Annotated in this window: 18 protein-coding genes and 1 pseudogene; 9 read left to right on the top strand and 10 right to left on the bottom strand. The window is 61.9% G+C overall.

Going from position 1 to position 22,885, the window contains the following annotated elements; translation table 11 throughout:
• Positions 1-14: 14 nt before the first annotated feature.
• From QFZ61_RS16695 to QFZ61_RS16685, 3 genes are all read right to left on the bottom strand, one after another.
• Positions 15-1,340: an ABC transporter substrate-binding protein gene (locus tag QFZ61_RS16695; protein ID WP_307037886.1), complete on the bottom strand. Its 1,326-nt coding sequence runs from the start codon at positions 1,338-1,340 to the stop codon at positions 15-17.
• Between the two features lie 122 nt (positions 1,341-1,462).
• Positions 1,463-2,467 (bottom strand): LacI family DNA-binding transcriptional regulator, encoded by a 1,005-nt coding sequence (locus QFZ61_RS16690; protein WP_307037885.1) that lies wholly within the window; start codon positions 2,465-2,467, stop codon positions 1,463-1,465.
• Positions 2,468-2,805: 338 nt separating this feature from the next.
• Positions 2,806-3,009 carry a hypothetical protein gene (locus tag QFZ61_RS16685; protein WP_307037884.1) on the bottom strand — a complete coding sequence of 68 codons (204 nt, stop codon included), beginning with the start codon at positions 3,007-3,009 and terminating at the stop codon, positions 2,806-2,808.
• 229 nt (positions 3,010-3,238) lie between these two features.
• On the opposite strand from QFZ61_RS16685, the pseudogene QFZ61_RS16680 reads away from it, so the two are divergent.
• Positions 3,239-3,464 (top strand): annotated as a pseudogene (locus QFZ61_RS16680) (amino acid transporter); the annotation flags it as partial.
• A gap of 197 nt (positions 3,465-3,661) precedes the next feature.
• On the opposite strand, the gene QFZ61_RS16675 reads toward QFZ61_RS16680, so the two are convergent.
• On the bottom strand, positions 3,662-3,943 hold the full coding sequence (locus QFZ61_RS16675) for a hypothetical protein (RefSeq protein ID WP_307037883.1): 282 nt from the start codon (positions 3,941-3,943) through the stop codon (positions 3,662-3,664).
• Positions 3,944-5,864: 1,921 nt separating this feature from the next.
• Here QFZ61_RS16675 and QFZ61_RS16670 point away from each other — a divergent pair.
• The 5 genes from QFZ61_RS16670 (at position 5,865) to QFZ61_RS16650 (ending at position 12,121) form a co-directional block, all read left to right on the top strand.
• A complete protein-coding gene (locus QFZ61_RS16670) occupies positions 5,865-6,608 on the top strand; it encodes a hypothetical protein (protein WP_307037882.1) in 744 nt (247 codons plus the stop codon).
• Positions 6,598-8,187: a hypothetical protein gene (locus QFZ61_RS16665; protein WP_307037881.1), complete on the top strand. Its 1,590-nt coding sequence runs from the start codon at positions 6,598-6,600 to the stop codon at positions 8,185-8,187. The genes QFZ61_RS16670 and QFZ61_RS16665 overlap by 11 nt, the downstream gene beginning before the upstream one ends.
• Positions 8,188-8,463: 276 nt before the next feature.
• Entirely contained in the window at positions 8,464-8,739 is a 276-nt protein-coding gene (locus QFZ61_RS16660) for a hypothetical protein (protein WP_307037880.1), read from the top strand.
• A 617-nt stretch (positions 8,740-9,356) separates the two neighbouring features.
• On the top strand, positions 9,357-11,447 hold the full coding sequence (locus tag QFZ61_RS16655; protein WP_307037879.1) for a hypothetical protein: 2,091 nt from the start codon (positions 9,357-9,359) through the stop codon (positions 11,445-11,447).
• Positions 11,448-11,689: 242 nt separating this feature from the next.
• Complete coding sequence (locus QFZ61_RS16650; RefSeq protein ID WP_307037878.1) at positions 11,690-12,121, top strand: very short patch repair endonuclease; 432 nt, start codon at positions 11,690-11,692, stop codon at positions 12,119-12,121.
• On the opposite strand, the gene QFZ61_RS16645 is transcribed toward QFZ61_RS16650, so the two are convergent.
• Positions 12,086-13,336, bottom strand: coding sequence for an MvaI/BcnI family restriction endonuclease (locus tag QFZ61_RS16645; RefSeq protein ID WP_307037877.1), 1,251 nt, complete (start codon positions 13,334-13,336; stop codon positions 12,086-12,088). The two genes, QFZ61_RS16650 and QFZ61_RS16645, sit on opposite strands and share 36 nt — an antisense overlap.
• Positions 13,314-14,711, bottom strand: coding sequence for a DNA cytosine methyltransferase (locus QFZ61_RS16640; RefSeq protein ID WP_307038285.1), 1,398 nt, complete (start codon positions 14,709-14,711; stop codon positions 13,314-13,316). The genes QFZ61_RS16645 and QFZ61_RS16640 overlap by 23 nt, the downstream gene beginning before the upstream one ends.
• Before the next feature lie 569 nt (positions 14,712-15,280).
• Between QFZ61_RS16640 and QFZ61_RS16635 the strand changes: the two genes are divergently transcribed.
• Both QFZ61_RS16635 and QFZ61_RS16630 read left to right on the top strand, forming a co-directional pair.
• Positions 15,281-16,174, top strand: coding sequence for an HNH endonuclease (locus tag QFZ61_RS16635; RefSeq protein ID WP_307037876.1), 894 nt, complete (start codon positions 15,281-15,283; stop codon positions 16,172-16,174).
• A gap of 580 nt (positions 16,175-16,754) precedes the next feature.
• On the top strand, positions 16,755-17,033 hold the full coding sequence (locus QFZ61_RS16630) for a hypothetical protein (protein WP_307037875.1): 279 nt from the start codon (positions 16,755-16,757) through the stop codon (positions 17,031-17,033).
• A gap of 140 nt (positions 17,034-17,173) precedes the next feature.
• Here QFZ61_RS16630 and QFZ61_RS16625 read toward each other — a convergent pair whose 3' ends face one another.
• The gene (locus QFZ61_RS16625) at positions 17,174-18,430 is read right to left on the bottom strand and encodes an SLC13 family permease (protein WP_373427214.1); all 1,257 of its coding nucleotides are present in this window, start codon (positions 18,428-18,430) and stop codon (positions 17,174-17,176) included.
• 231 nt (positions 18,431-18,661) lie between these two features.
• Entirely contained in the window at positions 18,662-19,780 is a 1,119-nt protein-coding gene (locus QFZ61_RS16620) for a PrpF domain-containing protein (RefSeq protein ID WP_307037873.1), read from the bottom strand.
• 250 nt (positions 19,781-20,030) lie between these two features.
• On the opposite strand from QFZ61_RS16620, the gene QFZ61_RS16615 reads away from it, so the two are divergent.
• Complete coding sequence (locus QFZ61_RS16615) at positions 20,031-20,969, top strand: LysR family transcriptional regulator (protein WP_307037872.1); 939 nt, start codon at positions 20,031-20,033, stop codon at positions 20,967-20,969.
• 263 nt (positions 20,970-21,232) lie between these two features.
• Here the strand turns inward: QFZ61_RS16615 and QFZ61_RS16610 are convergent, their stop codons facing one another.
• Together QFZ61_RS16610 and QFZ61_RS16605 are read right to left on the bottom strand one after the other, a co-directional pair.
• Positions 21,233-21,430, bottom strand: a complete 198-nt coding sequence (locus QFZ61_RS16610) for a hypothetical protein (RefSeq protein WP_307037871.1) — start codon at positions 21,428-21,430, stop codon at positions 21,233-21,235.
• A 130-nt stretch (positions 21,431-21,560) separates the two neighbouring features.
• Positions 21,561-22,871 (bottom strand): hypothetical protein, encoded by a 1,311-nt coding sequence (locus tag QFZ61_RS16605; RefSeq protein ID WP_307037870.1) that lies wholly within the window; start codon positions 22,869-22,871, stop codon positions 21,561-21,563.
• Positions 22,872-22,885: the final 14 nt, after the last annotated feature.

Below are 22,885 nucleotides of genomic sequence, written 5' to 3'. Positions count from 1 at the left end.
GGGGAATGCGGGTGTTACTTGGCCAGCTCGGTGAGCTTGGTCTGCATGTCCTTCAGCGCGGTGTCCGTGTCCTTCTTGCCGGTGATCGCGGCGTAGGCCTCTTCCTGGATCGCCTTGGTGGTGGCGCCGTACTGGACCACCTTCGGGCGCGGCTGGGCGTTGTTCAGCGACTTCAGCAGGGTGGGGAAGAACGGGCGCTTGGCGACGACGGCGGGATCCCCGAAGAGGGCGCCGTAGACCGGGGCGCGGGAGGACAGGGCCAGGCGCTTCTGGGCCTGCTCCTGGCTGGTGAAGAACTTGACGAACTCCAGTGCCGTGGCCTTGTTCGGGGTGAACGGGGAGATCGCCAGGCTGCGGCCGCCCAGGGTCGAGACGCCGGGGCCGTCGGTGCCGGGGATGGAGGTGATGTCGAACTTGCCGTTGACCTTGCTGGAGCCGTCGGTGGCGGTCAGTGAGGCGTAGACGAAGGGCCAGTTGCGCAGGAAGACGACCTTGCCGTCCTGGAACGCGCGGCGGCCCTGCTCCTCGAGGTAGGTGATGGCGTCGGAGGGGAACATCCCGTCCTTGAAGCCGTCCACCAGCAGGTTCAGGCCCTTCTTGGCCTCGGCGGTGTCCACCGTGGGCTTGCCGTCGGCGTCGACGATCTTGCCGCCGGCGGAGGCGACCGCCTCGGAGAAGTTGACCGTGAGGGCCTCGTTCTTGTCGAACTGGCCGGCGTAGCAGGACATGCCCGCGGCCTCAGGGAGGGCCAGAATGGCCTTGCAGGCGGTCTTCATCTCGTCCCAGGTCTTCGGCGGGGCGGCGATGCCGGCGGCCTTGAGCAGGTCGGAGCGGAAGTAGAGCAGCGCGCCGTCGGTGTAGTACGGGGCGCCGACCAGGGTGTCGCGGTACTTCGCGGCATCGACGGTGGCCGGGATCATCTTGTCCGTGGGGACGGCGTCCGCGGGCAGCGGCATGATCCACTTGTTCGCGGCGAACTCGGAGGTCCAGACGACGTCGAGGTTCAGCACGCTGAAGGTGTCCGACTTGATCTGCGCGTTCTGGATCAGCTGCTGGCGCTGGGCGTCCGCGGAGTCCGGCAGTTCGATGAAGGTGACCTTCTCGTCCGGGTGGGCGGCGTTCCATTCCTCGATGCTCTTGTTCGCGGCGCCGGAGGCGTCGCGGTTGGAGACGTAGTTGATGGGGCCCTTGCCCTCGAAGGACGCTGCGGACGCCTTCGGGGTGCTCTTCGCTTCCGGTGCGGATCCGGATCCGCCGCAGCCGGTGAGGGCGGTGGCGGCCACGGTGAGCGTGGCGGTGGTGGTGAGAAGAGTCTGCCAGGTGCGGCGGCGCTGCCTCATGTGTTGCTCCTTGTTATCTGATTTGTGCGAGGTGTGTGGTGCGTGCGAAACTGCGGCGGCCGGTGCGGGGCGCAGCGGTGGTGCGCTCCTGTGCCGGCCGCCTTGGGGGTGGGTGGTCTTGGTCAGCCGCTGGGTATCTTGTTCGACGACTCTGCAGGCGGCGGCGCGGTGGAGCCGCGCTCGACCAGCGTGTGCGGCATGATCTTCGGCCCGAGGTCGCGGGAGCGGAGCAGCTTTTTCACGGCCATCCGTCCCATCTCCTCCAGCGGCTGGGCCATGGTGCTCAGCGGCGGGTTCACGTGCCGGGAGGTGGAGGTGTTGTCAAAGCCCAGGACGGAGACGTCTTCGGGCACCCGGAGTCCGCGCCGCTGCAGTTCGTTGACGACGGCGGCGCCCATCTCGTCGCTCATCGCGAAGATCGCGGTGAGCCCGGGGTCCTGCTGCAGGAGTTCGTCGACTCCGGCGGCGCCGCTTTCGTAGAAGAAGCTGCCGGTGGCGGTGACCGGGTTGCAGCCCGCTTCGGTCATGGCGCGGAGGTAGCCGCGTTTCCGGGGCTGGGCGACGTAGATCGACGCCGGGTCGCCGGCCAGCAGGCCGATGCGCCGGTGGCCGAGCCGCAGCAGGTGACGGGTGGCGTCGTAGGCTGCCTGCTCGTCGTCGATGGCGACGCTCGGCGAACCCGACTTGTCGCTGATGGCGACGGAGATAATCGGGACGTTGGGGCCGAGCAGCTGCCGCGTCTCCGGCGTGATCACCGCGGAGATGAGGATGACGCCGGCGGCCCGGTAGGTGCGCAGGGTGCGGAGGTAGCCGGCGATGTAGGCGGATCTGGCGCCGGTGCGGCCGAGCATGACGGCGTAGCCGCGTTCCTGGGCTTCCTCCTCGACGCCCTGCATTACCTGGGAGGCCAAGGCGTCGGAGACCATCGGGGCGAGGAGCCCGATGACGGAGGTCTGCCGGGTCTTCAGGCCCCGGGCGAGGTAGTCCGTTTCGTAGGAGAGGCTTTTGACCGCGTTCTCGACGCGTTCGCGCGTTTCGTCGGAGTAGCCGACCAAACCGTTGACCACCCGGGAAACAGTGGCCGGGGAGACGCCTGCGTGCTTGGCGACATCGCGGATGGTGACCACTGTTCCTCCTCTCTGAGGGTTCCTGCGGGTGCTGGCCCGCTTGCTGTTGGGCGCGTTACGCAAACGGTTTACGTAAACGGTTTCGTTGCGCGCAGGATCAACAGTAAGGGGTGGGTTGCGGATCGCGTTGCGTTTCGTAAACGGGGGGGTGGTCAGCCGATCTTTCCGAAAGGTGCTCTGCAACCCCGGCTACCCCACCGGAGTGCCGATCAACCACGAGGGCTTCGAGGCCTTCCTGGAGCCCGCCGCTCCGACATCCTCGTGGTGGTCGACGAGGCCTACGTGGAATGCGCCGAAGCGGGCAGCGGCCCCGATTCCCTGGCGCTCTACCGCCGGGGCTACGCCGTGGCCGCGCCGGCCATCGCGGAGGAACCGCGCCGCACCGCGCTTCCCTTTTCGGTGAGTGCGCTGGCCCAGAAGGCCGCGATCGCGTCGCTGGACGCCGGGGACGAGGTGAACCGCGGGTGGCAGCCGTCAAGCAGGAGCGCGCACAGGTGGCCGCGCAGCTGGAAGCGCAGGGCTGGTAACTGTATCCAAGCCAAGGCAACTTCCTGTGGATCCGTGCCGATGACACCCTCGGGCGACGCTGGTGGACGCGTTTGACCGCGCAGACATTCTGGTGCGCGGGTATCAGGGCGACGGCGTTCGCATCACCGTGGCCGACCCCGCCGCCAAACGACCGCGTGCTCCGGCTTCTGGCAGCCCACGCGGGCAGACAACTGACTTACCCCAACCCTTCACTCCGTTCCGCCTACAACCAGAGGAATCCCCATGGAACAACAGACAAAGAGGTCTGCCCGCGCGCTCGGCGCGGCCCTAAAACCCCGGCAGCTCACCATGATGGGCCTGGGCGCCGCGACTGGCGCGCGCCGGCATCCAGCCCGCCGGCATCCAGCGCGCCGGCATCCAGGCCGCCGGCCCGGCGGTGCTGATCTCCTACCTCGTCGCGGGCATCCTGATGATGTGGGCGCTTGGCGGGCTGGCAGCGGGTGCCCCTGCTGTCGCCGATGTTCGTGACCCTGCTGCTGATCTAGGGCGGCGGCATCCCGCCGCCGGAAAAGAAGGCCGACAAGAAGTGGGCGGCCAGGCGGACTGCGACGCCTACAAGAAGGGCACCCGTTGCTGGCGCCGGCGGTTCTTATGCGAACTCTGGTTTCGTTCGAAACTGACCGATACGGTGTTGTTCTCCCACGGCTAGAATCCTCCGTTTCCGTAATATTCTGGTGAATATTGGCCGAGGCGAGTCTCCATCACGTCGACCGGGTCGAGGAAAACGGTGAGTCCGTGGGTTACTGGGCCTCGCTTTTCCTCAACTAGCCAGACCTCAGCGATCCTGTAGGCCTGGTAGCCGTTGCCAGTTCCTCTATAGATGAATTGCCCAGATACCGGCGTCACTTCACCGTACTCGTCCTGCCACTCCTTACCATCGGAGCTAATGAAGGCTGTCATGATCTGCGGTACTGCGTGTTGTTCCACTTGTCCCCTTGAATGGTCGCTGTTCGGCGTTGGTGCCGCCTGCCTATCCTAGGCAGACGGGACCGAGAACGAATGGCCCATGAGGTTTGCGGCGATGATTGCACGCACAAACAAGGAACGGGAGAGAGCGCGAAAGCAAAGTGGATCAGCGGACACCCCGTTCGTCGCGTTCATCCACTCGTTCCACCATACCGCTCGGACGGTGGACGTGCTCCGGCAGAGGAATCGTCATGGAACAACAGACAACGACGTTGGCCCGCCCACCCGGCGCAGCCCTGAACCGCGCCAGCTCAGCATGATGGCCTTGGCAGGGCCAATCAAGCTCTAGATGGTACAAACCGTGTGGGGCGGGGCGGGCGTGAAGTAGGCCTGGCGTTTCAACGGGGGGAATCTAGGGTGGCGTCTCATGGACTAACTGGAACCAAGGAAGTCGCCGTGGGTTCATTACTTCGATCGAGTGGCGCTGCTTCCATAACGTTGTCCATACCGAGGTCTCTACTCGACTGTGACAGACGCTGTTCGATCCACCCAAAAGACTGAAATTCTTAAACGTGAGATCACGGGCTGCACACTTCTTACCATCGCCCGATGCCGTGGTGTGTCAGGGAAGGCGACTGCGGCTTCTTCGTTCTCGGCAAGCGCACACAGTGCCCTATAAATGGCACGGGAAACGTGGCTGCTGACCTGACTACTCGTGAACGGACTACCGAATCTTGCACTTCCAGCCTTGGAGCTCCCCTCTCCTTTGGCCTCCACGAGTAGACGCCGGCCGACCTGCTCGGCAACAAGGTCGACTCCATGTTCCGTGGCAAGCGCCCAACTCGCGATGTTCCACCCAGCATTTGAAAGGTGGCCTAGGACAGCGGCAACAACTTCATCCTCGGTTAGTAGTCGTTCCGGATCTCTAATCGGTATTCTGTTCATGTGTGCACTCTCTAGCCGTCCCATAGTGCGGCGTCCAGGTCTCCGGGTCGCCAGCCGCGGCGCAGCGCAGCTCGGTGTATGACAGCGGCGAGATGATCATAGGACAAATCATCGATGCCAGCCGCTTCGGCCCTTCGACGTATCCGCAAATCGATCGCAACTCCCGTGGAAGATGCCGCAGAGAATGTCGAAGTAGTCCAGTGTCTTGGGCCCGACGTGCCGCACTCCCCGGAGTGCCTTGCGTAGAGGGGTTCTCATGGCTGGATCCTCAAGGTTGCGCCGGAGTTCCTACACAGTTTCAATGGAAATGTTCTCGTGTTCCAGAACGCTGGTAATGCGTTCTATTTGGTGTCAGTCGTGCCGGCCCCGACCAGCTGATGACTTCAGACAGCTTTTCGGTGTCCAGCCGCCGACGAAATCCCGCCGTCGTGAGGGCGTCGGGCCACCCTTCCACGACCGCAGCTACACGGGGTCTGACCGTCGCGGCGTAGTTTTGCCGCTTTTGCAGCACGGCGTCGACAACGATGGCGCCGATACTTTCACCCCTAGTGCGTTCAGCTGAGGCCTCTGGTCCAAGACAGTCCATGCAGACCACAAGCTTTCGGCGTCACCTTCGAGTGTCAAAGGTGAATATTCGCACAAAGCAACGGATTCTGAGGGATTACTCCAAAGCCGCCAGGCGGCAGGCAGCAGGCAGTAGTTGACTCCCGGACCTCAGGCCGAGCGCCGCCCATCACGCGACGAAAGACTCCGGCTTCGCACCGTCTTACCTCGGGAAGGACAGGAAAATCTTGCGCGGAGAGTACACGCCTTGTAGGCATCGGTGACATGGACCTTGGTCTTCGACCCACATTTGGGAGCCCGAAAGGCGAGTTGTCCGTCAGGCGCGCCGCCGCCACGGGTGCCATCCTCAAGTGCGCCGCGCGGGTCGAAAGATATTTTCCAGCACATCGGTAGTACATTACTTCTTGTTTGTCTCCTCGCGAAAGGCTAAAAAGTGGCCCAAGGTTCACCCGTTGGAACCATCGATGACATCTTCGTTAAGATTCAAGAGAATCAGAAAGGTGTAATTGATGAGGCGCTAAGGGAACAGCGCGGATCCGTAGGTAGATTGCTCAGTTTGGACCATGCAATGAAGGCATGGGAAGACCTCCTAACAAATGAGCCGGAGGGGACGCTCATAATTAACGGCCGTCGTGAGTTTGGGCGTGCCATTTATCTGGCCTGTGGCGGTCACTATGGGGCAGCGTTTGCGGGTTTGCGCCTGTACTTGGAACTGAGCTTCGCTGCCATCTTCTTCTCTGCAAATGAACTAAAGCGCCGGAAATGGCTAGCTGATTCGTATGACTTCTCATGGTCTGCCGCGCTTAATGAAGCAGACGGAGTACTTTCCAGTGACTTTGTCGGAGCCTTCAATCAGTCTGCAGTCGTTGATGCTCAGTCGTACAAAGCCAAAGCCGCTGCAGTGTACCGGGACTGCTCGCAGTTCATTCACGGAAAAGAGTCATCGACAAGCACAATCCCCAGTCAGCTTGTCTATTCACAGAATACCTTGGAGCAGTGGTGTAAGCTGGCCAGCGATGCGATCGAATGCGTCCAAGTACTCTTTTTTAGCCGCTATGGTCAAGAACTCTTACCCAGTGATAGCGGTAGTGTTGAAAACACTATGTTGGAAACAATTGCACATTTGCCGTCGGTAAGAAAAATTCTCGAAACCCCAAGGACCGAAAATGGCCAGTGACTTTCTCTTCAGGACTGAAGACTTCCGGCGTGATGAAGTCTTGGAATACTATGTAAAAGGTGTTGCTGACGATAAAGTGATTGATGCCCTTTTGGGGCGAACGCCGGCCGTACTTGAGGGCAGTCGTGGCGTCGGGAAGTCATTCTTAATGCGTGTTGCGGAGCAGCGCCTGCGGCAAGACTTTGCGGTTAAACGCATAATGCCAGTCTATGTAACTTTCGCCGTTGCTACACTCATTTCGAACCCAACTCCAGAAAAGTTCCGTGCCTGGATGATGTCGAGGATAGCGGCAAGTTTTCTCAAGTCCGCTAGCGAGTTTGGTTTGGCTTTACGAGTCGGTTCCTCACTTGATCGCCTGGCAAACAGGGACCAAAGCGGTGTGTCGGTGATGGAGAGATTGGCGGTAGATTATGAAAACTCCTGGCGCAATGAAGGTGCCGATCCTGACCTGGCCGAGGCGCCGGATCCCGAGTTGTTTCTTGAAGCCCTTCAGGAGTTTTCTGAAGAAAATAATCTGACTCGCACAATAATTCTTATCGATGAAGCGGCACATGTCTTCATACCCGCGCAACAGCGTGAGTTTTTCACGCTCATGAGATCTCTTCGAAGTGCCTACTTGGCCGTAAAGGCCGCCGTCTATCCGGGCGTCACATCGTTCGGGGAATACTTTCAGCCGCAGCATGATGCGACATTTGTGTCTGTAGACAGGAATGTTAGTGATCCAGAATATCGAGAGCAACTGCGCGAAATCGTTTTCAAGCAGGCGCCAGAGCTTATCTCCGATATCAAGCGGAATGGGCAGGTATTTGATGTCTTGGCATACGCTGCTACCGGCAATCCGCGAATACTGCTGAAAACGATGCAGACCATGAGCAAGATTAATACAGCCAGTGCAGAGCTAATCTTCCGGAATTACTATCGAGAGGAGATTTGGTCCGAGCATTCTCTGCTCGCCGATAAATATCCTGGTCATGAGCCGCTCATATCGTGGGGTCGGCGATTTATTGAGCAGGAAGTGCTACCAGCTTTATATGCGCGTAACCTGAGGAACCCTGGCGCAACGTCTTCGTATCTTTGGATTCACCGCGATGCACCAGCTGCTGTGAAGGAGTCGTTACGACTCCTTTGCTACAGCGGCATCCTTCAAGAAGGAACGGCTGGGATTAAAGCAACGCGAAGCGAAATTGGCACTCGGTATATTCTAAATCTTGGATGTCAGTTTTCTCTGGATAGTTCTCCAATCAAGTTTGGAGCTAGCATCATGGACAGCTTATCATTGAAGAGAATGATTGAATATGGAGCTAAACACCCCTTCTACGGATCGCTTGTCGAGGATGAGTCTTTGGCCTTCAGCCAGCCGAATGCTTCAGTTCAGGAACAACTCGGCCGCTCGCTGAACGTGCTGGACCTTTCTGATTTCATGAGGACGGCAATGGGGAGTGTGGGCCTCAGGACAATCGGAGATGTTCTAAAGGCTGACGTGGGAGTTCTGAAGGCAGCTCCATACATTGGGCCAGTACGGGCTTCCAGAATGCACAACGCAGCTCACGCCGCAGTCTATGAGTACCTGTCGGGATAGTCCAAATTCTTCGCACGCGGCGTCGATTCCTGTGTGCAGCGCGGGCGTGCTCGAGGCTGGTGGTGAAGTTTTTGTCCACCAGCCTCGGGCGCGAGGCGGTTGGGTTACGTCTTACATCCCCAGTGAAGATTTCGAGCAAACGGTCAATATAACAACACGAGCTGGCTGGCGCTGCATTCGTCGCCGCCACCAATTAGCCTAGCGAAGTGACTAGGTATATTCGGCGAGGGGCAGTTCGTCAGTTGCCCAGTTCCAGTTTTCCACCGGCCCACCACGATGCTGAGCGACTCCGCCCTGCTCACCAACAACAAGGACGATCCCAACTTCGCCGCAGAGCTCAGGACCGAGACCAAGTCTGCCAACACGGTGGACCTGCTCTGCGCCTTCGTCCGCTGGACCGGACTGAGGCTCCTGGAGCCAGCTCTGCAACGGGTCAAGGAACGCGGGGCCAGACTGCGTGTTATCACCACCACCTACATGGGCGCCACGGAACGCCACGGGACCACTGCCATCGCCGAACCGGGCCCGTCAAACCCCACGGCGTGGAAGTGAAGATGAATGACGAAAGCTAGTCCACCCGCCTGCATGCCAAAGCCTGACGGTCCCGGCTGCAACTCCGGATCTGACACCTCCGGTCCGCAGCTCGAGACTCAGGTGGACCCCGCTGCTGGACGGTCCAAAAACGCGAATTAGTTGCTCTCACTCGACGAGCAGCCTGCCGGGAATCCCGTGGTCGTCAAGCTTTGGGAGCCACTCGATGTGGCGCCACGCCGTAGGGGGTTGCGGTAAGGCCGGGGCCGGGCATCCGAGTTTGCACCGATCAGGGCAGCAGCCGTCGCCGGGGCCGCCTATGGCACCGGGCCTCGCGGCGCGACGCCCGGTGCCATTGACGGGAAAGGGCTTATGTCCTAACTTATGAGATGCATGACACGTACTTTCCAGTAAGCGGGGAACGACCAAGTCAGTACACGCGAAGCGCTCCAGCTCCGGCCGGACCGTAAGCATGGGTGACTGAACGCCGATCGGGAAGTGCGTGCCCCATGTGCTCCATGGCACCCATCTGGGTGTCCGAGCCTATATGGGTTACTCGCCTCGGCGGGCTACCCGAAGCCGGAACCAGAGCGGTTACGGTCGGGACTCCGGTCCCAGCTAGCCCGAGAGGCTTTTTCATGTCCGAAAGAAATCGCGCAGCCACAGTAGCCCGCCACCTCGAACAGAGCCGGGAGAACAACGAGTACGCGACGCCCTACGATCTGGTGTGCTCGAATCTCCGCACCCAGAATGTCAAGGCTCGAGCCGCCGCAGTGGAGCTCCTGATGCGGGAATTTGACCTGCAAGCATTCGACGCTGAAACGGTTGCGCGCTCCGCCGCCGATCTAAGCCAGCTGAAGGAAGCCGCGCGGTCGGCCCAGACGCGCCGGTACGGCCAATACGAAATCACCTTCGTCGAAGTCGACGTCGTGACTTGGCGTATTGTCCCCTCCCTGGAAAACATCCGCTTTGAGGGGGACCGCGCTTGGAAGTCCGGGCAGGCGTTGCGGTACGAGACGCCGCTCTCCAGCCAGCCCGTACTCGGCCTTTCGAACCAGGATCCCGACTTCGTTGTTCGTTCGCTGCGGTCGCAGACCAAGGGCATCTGGGACAAGAACCCGCATTCCCGCTCCATTCCGATGCGCGGCATCGAGACCCCCGGGCTGCTTTCAATTACCCGCCTCGCGCTGGGTGACAATGACACTATCGGCATCCTCGATGCCACCGACGGGTTTAGTCGCACGGTCGGCGCGCAACGCGGATCCGGCATCGATATCGACGAGGTCCTTTTCGACTTGCAGCGGGATGCCACCGAGAACAAACTCAGGCACGAACTGATCGATCTTCGAGACTCCGGGGAAGCGGACGTGGAGAGCGAGACCGGCGAGATCGCAGCGGCTCGCCTTCGCTCCAGTGTCATGCCCCGCGCGCAGATCATCGTCGGTTACCGCAAGATTGGGCTGCGCCCCGGCGAAAACCAGCCGCCCTTCGCGGAAGTTCGCCGTTCCCTCGTCGGACACATCCACCTTGAACCGCCCCTGCCGTTCCTTGACAGCACCGAGAATGCGCTCAAGGCGCGCATCGCGCTCGAGGCCGTTCACACCGCGGACATGATGCCTCCGGTCGACGGCCTCTCGGCGGAGGAGGTCTTCAAAGTCCTACAGTCTGAAAACGGTAAGGACGAATCCGGGTCCCCCGGTGCGGTATCCCTCAGCGGCCTGCACCCCGACGAGGTTCTGCTCCTCGCTTCGGAGGCACTGATCTCCCCGCTGGACCCGAAGCGCGCCCGAGTCGTAAATACGGCCGTCCACTCCCTCACTGGCAAGAAGCCCCTGAAGTCCGAACGCGCGGCTCTGGCGGCGGACACCGCGATGCGCGTGAACAGGATTGCACTCGGTCAGGGGCTCGATTCCGGGTTCAAGGGCCGGCGCTCAACCGTGCAGCGCGTGCTTGCCACACCGACCCTGAAGAACGCTCTGTTGACCCGTCGCCCGATCCTGGACATCAGGGACGCCGCCATCCAGAAGATCCGGGAGCAGCGGGCCATCTTCGAAGACAATGGCAGGGAAGTCTCCGCCGATGCCGCCGAGCTTGGCGCTCTCGGACTCTATTGCCTAGTCGAGGGCGTGATGAGCCTGAAGGACGGAGAAGGCGGCGCACTGCTCATCCGGTCCAACACGCGCGTCAACGGGGAGTATATGCCCGAGCCGCAACAGATTATTCAGAAGATGGTCGCGAGCGAGAACGGGATCCAACAGCTGGCCCAGATCGTAGTGGATGTCCGGGGCGACCGCGCGCCACGGCGCCTGCTCGACGGAGAAGCCGCCGGGTCTGCCAGCGCCGCAGACCGTGCGCTTCTGACCACGGACGACCTGTACAGGTACAAGAACGAAAACTGGTCCCCGCGGATCGACCCCTCTTCTGACCCCTACGTGGCACGCGATCTCTACCGCCGGAAGTTGGTCGAGGAGGCAGCTGCGTTGAAGGAGATCACCGACCGTCTCAAGAGCATTGAACTGCCCAGCGGCGAAAGCCTCATCGAGAAAGAGGGACTCACCCTCGAGAATAAGGAATGGGAAACCCTCGACGCTGTCTCCCTCGACCTGAAATTCTGGAACCGCCACGCTGAGCGGATAGCTCCGACGGTCGCCCCCATCTACGAGGAAGAGGACGACGATGTCTACGCCGGGAGGGCGTCCATCGACGAAGACGAGGTGCTGCGCGCTTAGACGGGCAGCCAGAGCACGGTCTTGGGTGGGCCATCGCGGAGGCGTGGGCCCGCCCCTTCCCGTTCTTGTAAGGCGCCCCGGAGTCCTCTGGCGGGGCTGACTTGCCTGGTGTCAGCCCTTCATGGAGCGGCTGTCTATGCTTACGACGGCTTCAGGCCGAACCTGCAACCCCGCAACGGGACTGTCGATTGTTACTTGACCAGTACCTGAGCCGTTGCCAACGGGAGTAGTTTCTTCATCGCATGAAAACTAGGATTGAATCTGTGACGGACTTCATGAGCGCGAAGCAACGCAGCGCACATATGGCCAAGATTCGTTCGAAGGACACAAAGCCCGAGCTCCTGCTTCGGAAGGCGTTACATACTGCGGGGTATCGGTACAGGATTCACGATCGGCGGCTCCCGGGCAAACCCGACCTTGTCTTTGCGGGCCGCAGGAAAGTGGTCTTTGTCAACGGCTGCTTTTGGCATGGGCATCGGTGTTCGGTTGGAGATCGATTGCCGAAGTCGAACACGGAGTTTTGGGCCGAAAAACGTCGACGCAACCAGAGCCGCGATGAGAAAGCGCTCCAACAGCTAGAGGCTCTCGGGTGGGAGTCACTCGTGGTCTGGGAGTGTGAAGTGAACGCGGGTCAGAAACTAATCGAAGAGGTGAAAGGGTTTCTCGATGAGTAGGGCGTCCATTGGATGTTTCGGTGCTGCCGGCCGTCGTCCGTCCGCGCGAAGATCGTGGTAGATCGGAGGAGCGAAGAGATCGGCGAAGTGCTTTCTGTTCAGCTTAAAGAGTGGCCCCCGCTCGGTGACTTTATTGCCCTTGCGGGAAATGAGGTGATCTACCGTTATTGTCCCGGCGGCTAACATCGGGGCAAGTTGTTGCAGGATGGGCTTCGTCGTTTGCATGACGGACTGAAAGTGGATGGATTCCCCTGTGGCATCTTTCCGGGACTCTGCCTTGACCCAAAAAGTGTCGGCATGTTTTTCTGCAAGGGCGTCGCGTAGGCCGTCGAGCCGCCATGTCACGGGACGGCCCAGAGCGGGACGATTCGAAGCCTCGTGGAGGAACCCCGCTTTATCGTCCACTTGAAGCCTTAGACCCTGCGAATTGGAGGCTTTAGAGCTGACCGTGCAGTAGAGCTTGAAGTCGTCGCCCCGGTCGTAGCCGAACTCCTGCAGCATCTGCCGGGAGCTGTGGAGTTGGCTAATATCCCAGTCCGGCACTTTGGCAAAAAGTGTTTGGGTCCGGGTTGCCGTGCCGCGGGTGGACTTGATCTCGACGCCCTTGTAGTCGGGGCTCTTGCTCGAATTCGCTTTGATGCCCAGCTCGGTTTCGAGGAGATGGCCGATGCCTGTGTCGCCTGACCTGAGGGTGCGGAGGAATCCGCGCGCGGATATCTCGCGTAGCTTCTCCAGGAGTTCCTCGAACACGCTCTCCCTCCCGCTGACCAGAGGGCGGAGCAACTTGCTGTACGCGCTAAGTCGAGTCGCGGCCTCGCCAAAGCGGACGCCGGTAGCGTTGAGCACCCAGATGTGACCGTCGACCCACAGGCTGACGAGTATGTCTCCCGGCGCACAATACTGCTTCATCCGTGAAAACCACACGCGGGGGTCGCCGTTCTTGGTGGCTGGCCGATACATGCTCGCCGGTGCCTCGATGACGTCGCCGGCCGGCGTGACAATCCTGGCTGAAACCATGCGCTTGTAGTCTGGCCCTTTGGGCTGGGCATCATAGTCATGTATCTTCTGGCGGCTAAGGAAGGCCCTGTACTCCGCCGTCGCGTCCATGATTCCCTTGCCCAGACCGGTCAGGGTCGGCTCCAACAACCCGAAGTCCAGACTGTATCGGGTAAGGAAGCCGATATTCTCTACTTCACGGTCGGTCAGTTCCCTCACTTCGCTTTTCCCCCAAAAGTGCCGCTATCCGGTTGCCTACGGCTAACGATAGCCAGGGAGAGACTGCATTTCCTACTTGCGAGTACTGCGGTACTTCCACGCGGCGGCGATGAGCGCCCGTGGTTTCCTTGCCTAGAAACTCGAAGGCCGCCGGGAATCCCTGAAAGCGAGCCATTTCGCGCACCGTGAATATGCGAGGCTCGACCGGATGGACATAGTCGTCAGGGAGCGTTACGACGGTGCGGGCCGGCTGACTCCAGCCGAGTACTTTCTGTGAGTGCTTCTTGGTTGCGAGCTTTTGGACGAGCTGGCACAACTCGTCCACGCTTGTCGCCAGCTCCGTTCCATCAGGCGCTAGAGCGGGAAGGGGCGCGTCCACGAGCTGTGTCTTGACGTACAGGGCAGCATCCGACTCGGACAACATGGCCGCGCGGCTGATGATGCGCTGGTCGAGACCGCTCTTGGCCAGATACTGATAGAGGCGGAAACGTTCCGTGGTGCGTGCCGCGTGGTTGCGGGGTACGTGATTGTGTTCCTCCGGGCCGGGCTTGAGCCGCAGCTTCCATTCGGGGTGGCGCATTTGACGCCGATAGTCCTTGTTGGCGGGCCCATTGCCCCTCGGGGCGTGAGGGGAAAGATCCGAAATAGCCTGGGCGACGGTCCTCACGTCAGCGCTGGAGACGGTGGGCACCGGGGCCAGATCGGGTAGCGGGTGCGATAGTTTGTCGAGGAAATCCGATTTCCAGAGCTTGCCCGTGGATTCGATGCCCTTCGATGCGGCGATGTCCGAACGCACAGCGATGATCATCAAGCGAGGCCGGTGTTGGGGCGCACCGTAATGCATGGCATTGACCTGAACACCCTGGACCGTGTAACCCGGTTCAGTCCTGGCCAGTGCCAGCTGCAGTTGTACGAACGACGATTCGTCCTGTGAGCTGAATTTCTGGTTCATGCCGACAACGTTTTCGATGACGACTGCCTTCGGTCTGGTACGGGCCACGAACTCCAGATATTCCCATGGGAGCTTGTTACGGACGTCTTCGGAATCCCGCCTCCCTGCCAGAGAGAAGCCCTGGCAGGGAGGACCGCCCACCACCAAATCGATTCCCTCGGCTGCGAGGTTGTCCATGAGGGAGTCCTGACCGAGCAGGACGTTGAGTTCCCTGACCAGCACCCCACGGCGTACCTGTTCCTCGACGGGTGATGCGACGTATTGGTTCCAGGCATGTAGGTCAGAAGCGTCGTCTACGAGGTTATGGAAGAAGGTCCGGGCGGCCATGTCGGATTTTTCGACGGCCACGACGAGTTCTCCTCCGGCGCGTTCGATGCCGAGGGAGAGTCCACCACAGCCCGCGAAAAGGTCTACGTATTTCATCACGTCTACATTGTGCCGCACGGCAACGACAAAGTCCAGGAAGGCCAGTTGGCTCGGGACGGTCGTCGGCTTGTTCGCCCGGGCCGGAGGGCGGCTGAACGTGAGCAAACACACTCGCAGGCATGCGGAGACGGCGAATGACGAGGCTATGAGCGGGCAGGAGTGTCACGGTTTCTCGGCTTGAAAAGTTTGGGATTTTCCCGCGTCGTGGATCTCTTGCCTTGGTCCGACGGGGTGGTAGAGGAAGTCGATGTTGCTCCCATCCCGGCGGAGGTGCTCGGTGGGACGCGATTGACGTCGCCGATAAGGGCAGCCCGCCGCTGGCTTCGACGGTCCGGTGGATACGCATCCGATTGTGTAGTGGGGGGCAGCTCTTCGTCCGGGCGGTCCCGCCTAATAAGAGTCCCAGATCCGATCAGCTTGAGGCGTACCTGTTCCTTGTCTTCCCGTCACGGATCCGTTGGGTCCTTTAGGGACACATATGGATCGCGGAAGAGCCTGAGAAGTGAGAGGCGCTGTTTCACATATACTCATCATCCTGAATGGCGACGATGATACGGGGAGCTAGTATGCCAAGGCCGCTGAATAGCTTTGAAGAGGCAAATACCGAGTTCTTGGAACGTATCCGTGTGGATTACGGCTATCTGCAGCCGACTGAAAATGGACTAAGTAACTCGATCATAGATGCCACCCAGGAATTTAGGGACTTTCTTCAGCCTGCTATCCATGAGTACGACGAGCAGCCCTGGGACGGGAAGACGAATGGTCGTCGCCTCCCGGCAAGTATCATCTTGGGTGGCAATACCGTCGATTTGCCCAAGGCCAATCTTTATCGAGCAAGAACAAGGGGAGATCGCAGAATTTGGTTTCCCGGAATCCCCCGCTATGTTGGCGGGGGCGAGACACTTTTGACTCTATGGTTGAACGATCGATTCTGGCTGCTTAACGCGTCCCGACTAGAGTTTGATGCGTCTCCAGCCCTATCTTTTGTGCTGCAAAACCATGTTACCCTCACTCGCGGTGACGGCTCTCTGGGCAGGCCGGACTCCTTCTGGGGGGGTGCGGAGACGGACAGGACTGCCCTTCGGAAGGTCCGAGCGGAACAGGCTCACCTTCGGCAACACTTGCTCCAAGGCAGGGCTCACGGCCGATGCTCAATCTGCGCTGCGGAACTGCCTGCAAGGTTGCTGGTCGCCGGCCATATCAAACCGCGGAGCCGTTGTAGTGAGAATGAGCGCCTTGATTATCTTTCTGCCGCCATGCTCGTCTGCAACCTGGGTTGTGATGCTTTGTTCGAATGGGGCTATATTGTGGTCGACGGTGCTGGAATAGTCCGCCCCGCTCGGGCGCCTGAGACGTTGGCCGTCAAGGCTTCGGTAGATGCTTTGCTCGGCAGGACTTGTCTGGCCTTCAACGCGCATACTTCCGTGAATTTTGCCACCCATGCTTCTCTGAATTTATGAAAACCGGCTTGACTGGGTGTCAGAATAGGTCCCATTCAAAGTTCGATGACGTGCCTGCTAGTGCAATTGCTGGGTGGCGATCGAGCAAGGAGTAGCCTAAGGGATCTTTGGCTGGAAGAGTGCTGTGCGCGTTCGAGCCGGACGCGGCGGTCCCGTTCCCTCAGCTCGTCGCGTCACGTGGTTGCCAAGCGGTGGGGCACCCGGCCGGGGACAGTCCGCAAGTGGTCTTGCCAGACGCCCCCATAGCTTGGCGCCGTTCCAGAACTTGATGTTCGACGCCGTGCCGACTCAGCCAGCAGCTGGTGGACGGACCGGGCTGGGCTGGGCTGAAAATCCCCGAGGGTTTCCTTGTCGCCCATGCCGAGCATGAGATAGTCGACGTCCGATGGACCCCACAAGCCGCATGAGAGATGTTCGACGTCCATTTGGTGGCGACGACGAACATCACCAAAAGGATTGCAACCGGGATGATCTGAGTGGCAGTCACGGTCGGCTCCGATTGAAAGGCGGCCGACTGTCAGGAAGCGCAAGCGACGGTGAGCGTCGAAATGGGCGTGGCCATGGTGCCGGTGAGACCGCCGTGGCCCTGCAGCCGGGAACGTTCGGGGCATCAGCCTCGGTGGGCAAGGCCGCCGGTGCCGAACGGTTCCTTGGACGGTGGAGCGACTACGCCAGGAGCGGCCATGGCGACAACGGTGCAATCAAGGATTTGGCGGGTGCCGATGCCAGCCACGCACGGCACTTCCAGTTCAGCATCCTGCGGGTCTTCTCGCCAAGCGCCCCCGCTGCCCAGTTGGATGCTGCCGAAGCCCACTTCAGAAAGCACTGCTCACACGCAGTTTCGGTCAACCTTAGCTAAGCGATTGGCAACGTCCCGGGGCAGAAGCTGTGCGTCGAGAGTCTATGCCGCCGCCAGTGCCACGGCGGCGACGCCGTCGTCGCCTAGAGGCAGGCCGGCTATCCGAGCCGGCCTGCCTCTCGAGCGTTCGAAGCCCCGCCCTACATAACCCCCGTCGGCACCAGCAGCACCCAGGCCAGCGCGGGAGCCACGAGGACAACCCCACCCGCGTACATCATGAGCTGGCGGTAGACACGCTGGCGGTCGTTGTCGCGGGCGTTGGCCACCACCAGGGCGCCGTCGGTGGAGAAGGGGGAGACGTCCACCACGGTGGCCGCGATGGCCAAGGCCGCCACGGTGCCGGAGGCGCTAAGCGAGCTGGTGGCCAGCAGCGGCCCGGCCATCGGGATGAACGCGGTGAGCAGCGCCGTCGACGACGCGAACGCGGAGCCGACGCCGATGACGTAGCAGAGGACCAGAGCGATCAGCAGCGGCGCTCCCAGGGCCAGAGCCATCTCGGCGAGGGTGTCGATGACGCCCACGTGCTGGAGCAGCGAGACGTAGGTGATCATGCCGGCCACCAGCAGCACGGTGGACCAGGAGACGCCGCCGATGAAAGTCTTGTGTTCCTTGATGTTGACGAACGCCAGCAGCAGGCCGGCGGAGAGCGCCACGAAGCCGATCGGCATGTGGAAGGCCAGCGTGCAGACCAGGATCGCGGCGATCAGGACCAGGGTGAAGAGCTGCTGTCCGCTCGGGCGGCCGGTGCGGGGCGTCTCCAGGCCGGCGTATTCGTTGGCGTGCTTGTCACGCAGCTTGCCCAGCAGGGCGAACAGCGCGATGGTCAGGGCGGAGAGGATGAAGTTCAGCGCGAAGCTGGCCGTGAAGAGCGCGCCCTGCGAGATCGGGAAGCCGTTCTTCAGGGCAATGTCGTGCACCAGGACACCGGCGACGGACAGCGGGGAGAAGCCGCCGGCGTGGGCGCCGTTGATCACGAACGCGCCCATCAGGACCGGGTGGATGCGCGACTCGTACGCCAGGCCCAGCGCCGCCGGGGCCAGCAGCGCCACCGCGGCGGGGGAGAAGGTGCCCAGCGACGTCAGCGCGGCGGCCAGCAGGAAGAACACCCAGGGCAGCAGCATGGTCTTGCCCCGGACCAGCCGCACGCAGGTCTGGACGATGATGTCGATCGACCCGTTCCGCTGCGCCATGCTGAAGAAGTAGGTCACGCCGATGATCGTCAGGACGATGCTGGCCGGGAACTCCTCCAGGATTTCCTTGTCGCTCATGCCGAGCATGAAGTAGCCGACGCCGAAGGACGCCACCAGCCCCATGACGCCGATGTTCAGCGGCCACTTGGTGGCGACGACGAACATCACCACGAGGATGACAAGCGGGATGATCTGGGTGGCGGTCATGGTCGGCTCCGAGTCAGGGGCGGCCGCGGGGTTGAACAGGCCACCTCCGAACAGGAGGGCGACCAGACCCAGGACAGCGATCGCGGCTACCGTCACCAGCAGGATACGGCGGCGGCGGTCCGGCCGCCGGGAGGGCTCGACGCGGGTGTCGCCGGGGGCGGCCTGTTGCGGTGCCTTTTCTACGGTTTCTTCTGCAGTCTTTTCTGCGATGTTAGTCATGATGCTGTCTCCTCATCGAGTAGCGCTGGCAAGGGAGGCGTCGACGGCGGTGCCGAGGGCCTCGGGAAGGTGAATGGTGGTGGTGGCGATGGTGCGGGCGGTGCGGTCAACGCCGACGAGCAGTTGCCCGTCCCGTTCCTCGCTCCAGGTTTCGATCACCCCGGCCGGGGTGCGCAGCCGCAGCGTGGAGCCGGCGGTGCCGCCGGTGATGTCGCCCAGCAGCGTGCCCGGGGTGCGGGCGGCGAGGGTCAGGGCGATGCTGCCGGTGATGGCCAGAGCCGGGTGCGGCTTGCCCATCGAGAGCATGACGACGGCGACGTCGGACTCGGCGTCGGAGCGCGCCGGGGCGGCGACGACGGCGACCTTGGGGACGGCGCGGGCCGCCTCGCCGGGCGTCGCCGCGAGCCCCATCCGCACGGCGGCCTGGCGGCGGATGTGTTCCAGGGTGTCCAGCTGCAGTTCCAGGCCGGCCGGCCAGCTGGCGTGGCGCTCCGGATCGAGACCCAGCTCCTCGGCCCGCAGCATCACGACCGGTGCTCCGGCGTCGACCATGGACACGGTCCAGCGGGTGCCGCCGGCGACGATGGTGTCCGTGGCGGATCCGGTGGGCAGCAGCCGGCCGGTGGACTTGCCGGCCGGGTCGAGGAAGCCGAGGCCCACCCGGTAGCCGGGGAACGGGACGCCGGGCATCTGGGCCTGCGGGACGATCGGCAGGGCGCCCGCCGGCGTCGCCACCCGCTGGATGATGATCTGGCCGGTGTTGGTGTTGCGGGTGACGATCCGGCTGACGTCGCCGGCGGGGACCACCCAGCCCTTTTCGATCGCGTACAGGCCGACGACGGCGGAGCAGTTGCCGCAGTTGCTGCCCCAGTCCACGGCGGCTTCCTCGATGCCCACCTGGGCGAAGGTGAATTCGACGTCGACGCAGGCGTCGGCGGGGCGGTTGAGGATCATCGCCTTGCTGGTGGTGGAGGTGGCGCCGCCCACGCCGTCGATCTGCCGGTGGTCGGGGCTGCCGAACAGCCGGGGTAGCAGGACATCCGGGCTGGTCCCGGTTTCGTCCAGCTGGCCGGTTTCAAAGACCCAGCATTTGCTGGTGCCTCCGCGCATCCACTCCGCTTCGATCTTCATGGTCTGTTCCTTGCTTCGGTTCTGCTTCGTTCTGCCTCATGGTGTTCAAGGGCTTGATTCGAGATTGATCCAGATCACAAATGAAGACAAGGTTGGATTTCTGCAAGGGACTGTAGCGATGCTTCATTCATTGTGGGGGCGGCGGCCTTTGGCCAGCCGGGCGGGTCCCGCCGTCGTAAATAGAGCGCCTAGCATCGTCAATCAGCGGAGGAATGTATAGAATCAACCGATCCAACAGAAGGGCAAAGCGTTGCTTAACGATGCTGACCAGGAATTGTTCGACATCCGGCGCCTCGCCCTGCTGGTGGAGGTGGTGGAACAGGGATCAATCACCGCCGCGGCCGAGCTGATGATGTACACGCCGTCCGCGGTTTCGCAGCAGCTGCGGAAACTCGAGCAGGAAGTCGGGCAGCCGTTGCTCAACCGCCGTTCCCGCGGAGTGGTGCCCACCGAAGCCGGGCAGATCCTCGCCGGCCACGCACGCAAGATCATCGGGCAGATGCGGGCGGCGCAGTCGGACCTGGACCAGATCGCCGGCCTCAAGCGCGGCTCCCTGACCGTCGGCACCTTCCCGACGCTCGCGGGGTCCTTCCTGCCGCTGGTCATCCGGGCGTTCAAGAAGCGGTACCCGGCGATCGGCCTGTCCCTGCGCAGCGCGCGCTTCGATGACCTGGTCAGCGACCTGCAGTCCGGCGTGACCGGGCTGTGCCTGCTCTGGGACCACCCGTGGAACCGATTCCAGGACGATTCCATCCGGATCACGGAGGTGTTCCAGGAGAGCACCGTGCTGCTGGTCTCGCGCAGCCATCCGCTTGCCGACCGCGATGAGATCCGGATGGAGGAACTCCGCAAGGAATCATGGATCGTCCGCGCCGAGGCCCACCCCGTCGTCGAGGTGCTGCAGCGCTCCGCCCACGAGGCCGGGTTCGAACCGACCATCGGCTTCCTGGCCAACGACTACCAGGAAGCGCAGGCGATGGTGAGCGTCGGCATGGGCGTGGCCATGGTACCGAAGACGGCGGTGGCCCTGCAGCACCCGGACGTCCGGGTGGTCAGCCTCGGCTCCGCCGCACCGCTGCGGCGCGTGCTGCTGGCCCAGCGCCAGGACAAGGTCTACGCCCCGGCCGAGGTCGCCTTCCATTCCACGCTGCTGGAGATCGCCCGCGAACGCGCCGGCGACTACTTGTAACGACTACGGCGGCGGCAGCTCCGCATTCGCACCCCTCCCGATGGTGCAGGGAGGGCGAGGAGAGCCTTTAAGCACGCTAATCGACAGGATCGCGCTCGACGACCGCGCGGAGCAGAGCTTCGACACTTTCATCACCAAGGACACGCTGCTAAAGTGCCGGTGCGCAGGTAACGGCCGGAGCTGAGCTCATATTCTCGGGTACGCTACCGCGCCGTCCTCGATCAAACCGCTAGCGATAGCTTAGCGAACTAGCTTATTAGGGCTCATTTGTTCCTCGTCTTTTTGATGAAGTCCGCTGCCTGACGGTAGAACTCCATAGCTTTGGGGCTTGTTACGGCCTCATAAACCCTTTTGCCTTCCTCGGCAGCCTTTTTTGCTTTCGCTTGTACTTCCGGGTCCGTAGCGAAAGCGTGCAGCTTGCTACCGGCGGCCTTTGCCTTGGCTCCGCTGCTCTTCAACATGGCTGCAGCTTTCTCCGCATTTCCAGACATAGTATTCTCCGTGGGATCAGTAGTTCGTGAAGCGAGGCGGGCAATGGGGTGCTGCCGGCGGTCCCCGGCCCGAGAGACTTCGGCGGCGCGTTGAGGGGGTCTAGGCAGCGGCCGCGGGGAAAACTACGAGCGAACCGTCCCTGCTCCGTTCGATCTCAATCGCGACGTCAGCCTGGTGGAATCCCGTGGGCACGCCGTCGCCGATGGAGCGAAGGCGGTATGCGGCCACGAGTAGGTTGTCGACCTCGCCGGGAGTGAACGCAGGAATCCGGAAACCTCCGTCACGCTTTAACTCAAGAGCCGACAACCGCAGCAAAACTGAGGCAATGGCGGATTCCAACTCGTCGATGCCACGTTCGTCTTCATGCAACGAGCCGATGAAGCTTTTGAATGGATTGCCTGTGTCCTGCTGAGCATGTTCCACTGCTTGAAGCACGAGTACCCGGCGTTTGAGGGCGATGGCGAGTCGAGAGATCTCGAGATGCGCGCGGAATACGCCGCCCTCCTCGTTGAAGCCGGGGAATGATTTCGCCAGCGCACCTACTTCGACTGGCCCGTCGGGCAACGCATCCAGCGCCGCCTGCCACTTCTTGAGCCGCCTCCGGGTTGCTGCGATGGCGGTGCTGATCGCGTGCGATGCGGAATCAAGTCCAAGTGATAGCCCGATGCGGCCCTGGTCGAGGAGGACCGACGTCGCCTTGTCAATCGCTTCTTGACATGCGTCCAGTTCGTTGCGCTCGCTGTCGAGGTTGTCGTCGTGCAACTGCTCTAGGAGGTCGGTAATTCGCTCGATCGCTTGCTGGCGTTGGTGATCGGCATAGGCGCTCGCGCTGACCGCGACGGCCATCAGGACAAGCGGCGCTGCCACCGTCAGAGCTCCGGCGCTCGCGACTGCCACACCGGCGGTTGCGGCCGAGCCGGTGGCGGCACCGGCAGCGGCGGCGCCGCCAGCAACCGGCACAAACGAAGCTTGCGCGACCGTGGTCCCGGCAGAGTTCACTAATGCGCCCCTAATACCGCCGGCGGCCGCTTTGGAAACCATGGGGTTTACAAGCCCCTTACCGACCTGCGCGGCGACCTTCGCAGGAACCACCATCCGGTAGAGCACTTCACCCGTTTCTGCGACGTTTACCGGAGGTGTGGCCTTTGTGGTGTTGGTGACGAGCTCTGCCAGCTGACTAGCGAGCGGACTGGCTGCGTGAAGCGCAATCCCGCTGTTCCGATCGCGCTTGGTGGAGATTGGATGTGCTTCCAGAGTGACGACAGGGGAGTCGGCAAGCGCGGCGAGTACGGTTCTCAGTTCAGCGAGTCGTGCTGGTGTCATGCCTTCTTCGCCTAACACGTTTGACACGCTCACGGCCTCGGTTGCCAACGCCCATACCGGCACGAGCGCCTTGGTATCTGTGGTCACTTCTTGTCCCTCCC

Source organism: Arthrobacter sp. B3I4 (genome assembly GCF_030816855.1).
GTDB lineage: Bacteria > Actinomycetota > Actinomycetes > Actinomycetales > Micrococcaceae > Arthrobacter.
Note: the sequence above shows the minus strand (reverse complement) of the source record. Positions and strands in the feature narration are given on the sequence as shown.

Coding starts and splice junctions, on each gene's coding strand:
- QFZ61_RS16620 (WP_307037873.1), bottom strand. CDS start 19,780: ATGAAGATCGAAGCGGAGTGGATGCGCGGAGGCACCAGCAAATGCTGG.
- QFZ61_RS16660 (WP_307037880.1), top strand. CDS start 8,464: ATGCTGAGCGACTCCGCCCTGCTCACCAACAACAAGGACGATCCCAAC.
- QFZ61_RS16665 (WP_307037881.1), top strand. CDS start 6,598: ATGGCCAGTGACTTTCTCTTCAGGACTGAAGACTTCCGGCGTGATGAA.
- QFZ61_RS16650 (WP_307037878.1), top strand. CDS start 11,690: ATGAAAACTAGGATTGAATCTGTGACGGACTTCATGAGCGCGAAGCAA.
- QFZ61_RS16695 (WP_307037886.1), bottom strand. CDS start 1,340: ATGAGGCAGCGCCGCCGCACCTGGCAGACTCTTCTCACCACCACCGCC.
- QFZ61_RS16625 (WP_373427214.1), bottom strand. CDS start 18,430: ATGACCGCCACCCAGATCATCCCGCTTGTCATCCTCGTGGTGATGTTC.
- QFZ61_RS16610 (WP_307037871.1), bottom strand. CDS start 21,430: ATGTTGAAGAGCAGCGGAGCCAAGGCAAAGGCCGCCGGTAGCAAGCTG.
- QFZ61_RS16635 (WP_307037876.1), top strand. CDS start 15,281: ATGCCAAGGCCGCTGAATAGCTTTGAAGAGGCAAATACCGAGTTCTTG.
- QFZ61_RS16655 (WP_307037879.1), top strand. CDS start 9,357: ATGTCCGAAAGAAATCGCGCAGCCACAGTAGCCCGCCACCTCGAACAG.
- QFZ61_RS16640 (WP_307038285.1), bottom strand. CDS start 14,711: ATGAAATACGTAGACCTTTTCGCGGGCTGTGGTGGACTCTCCCTCGGC.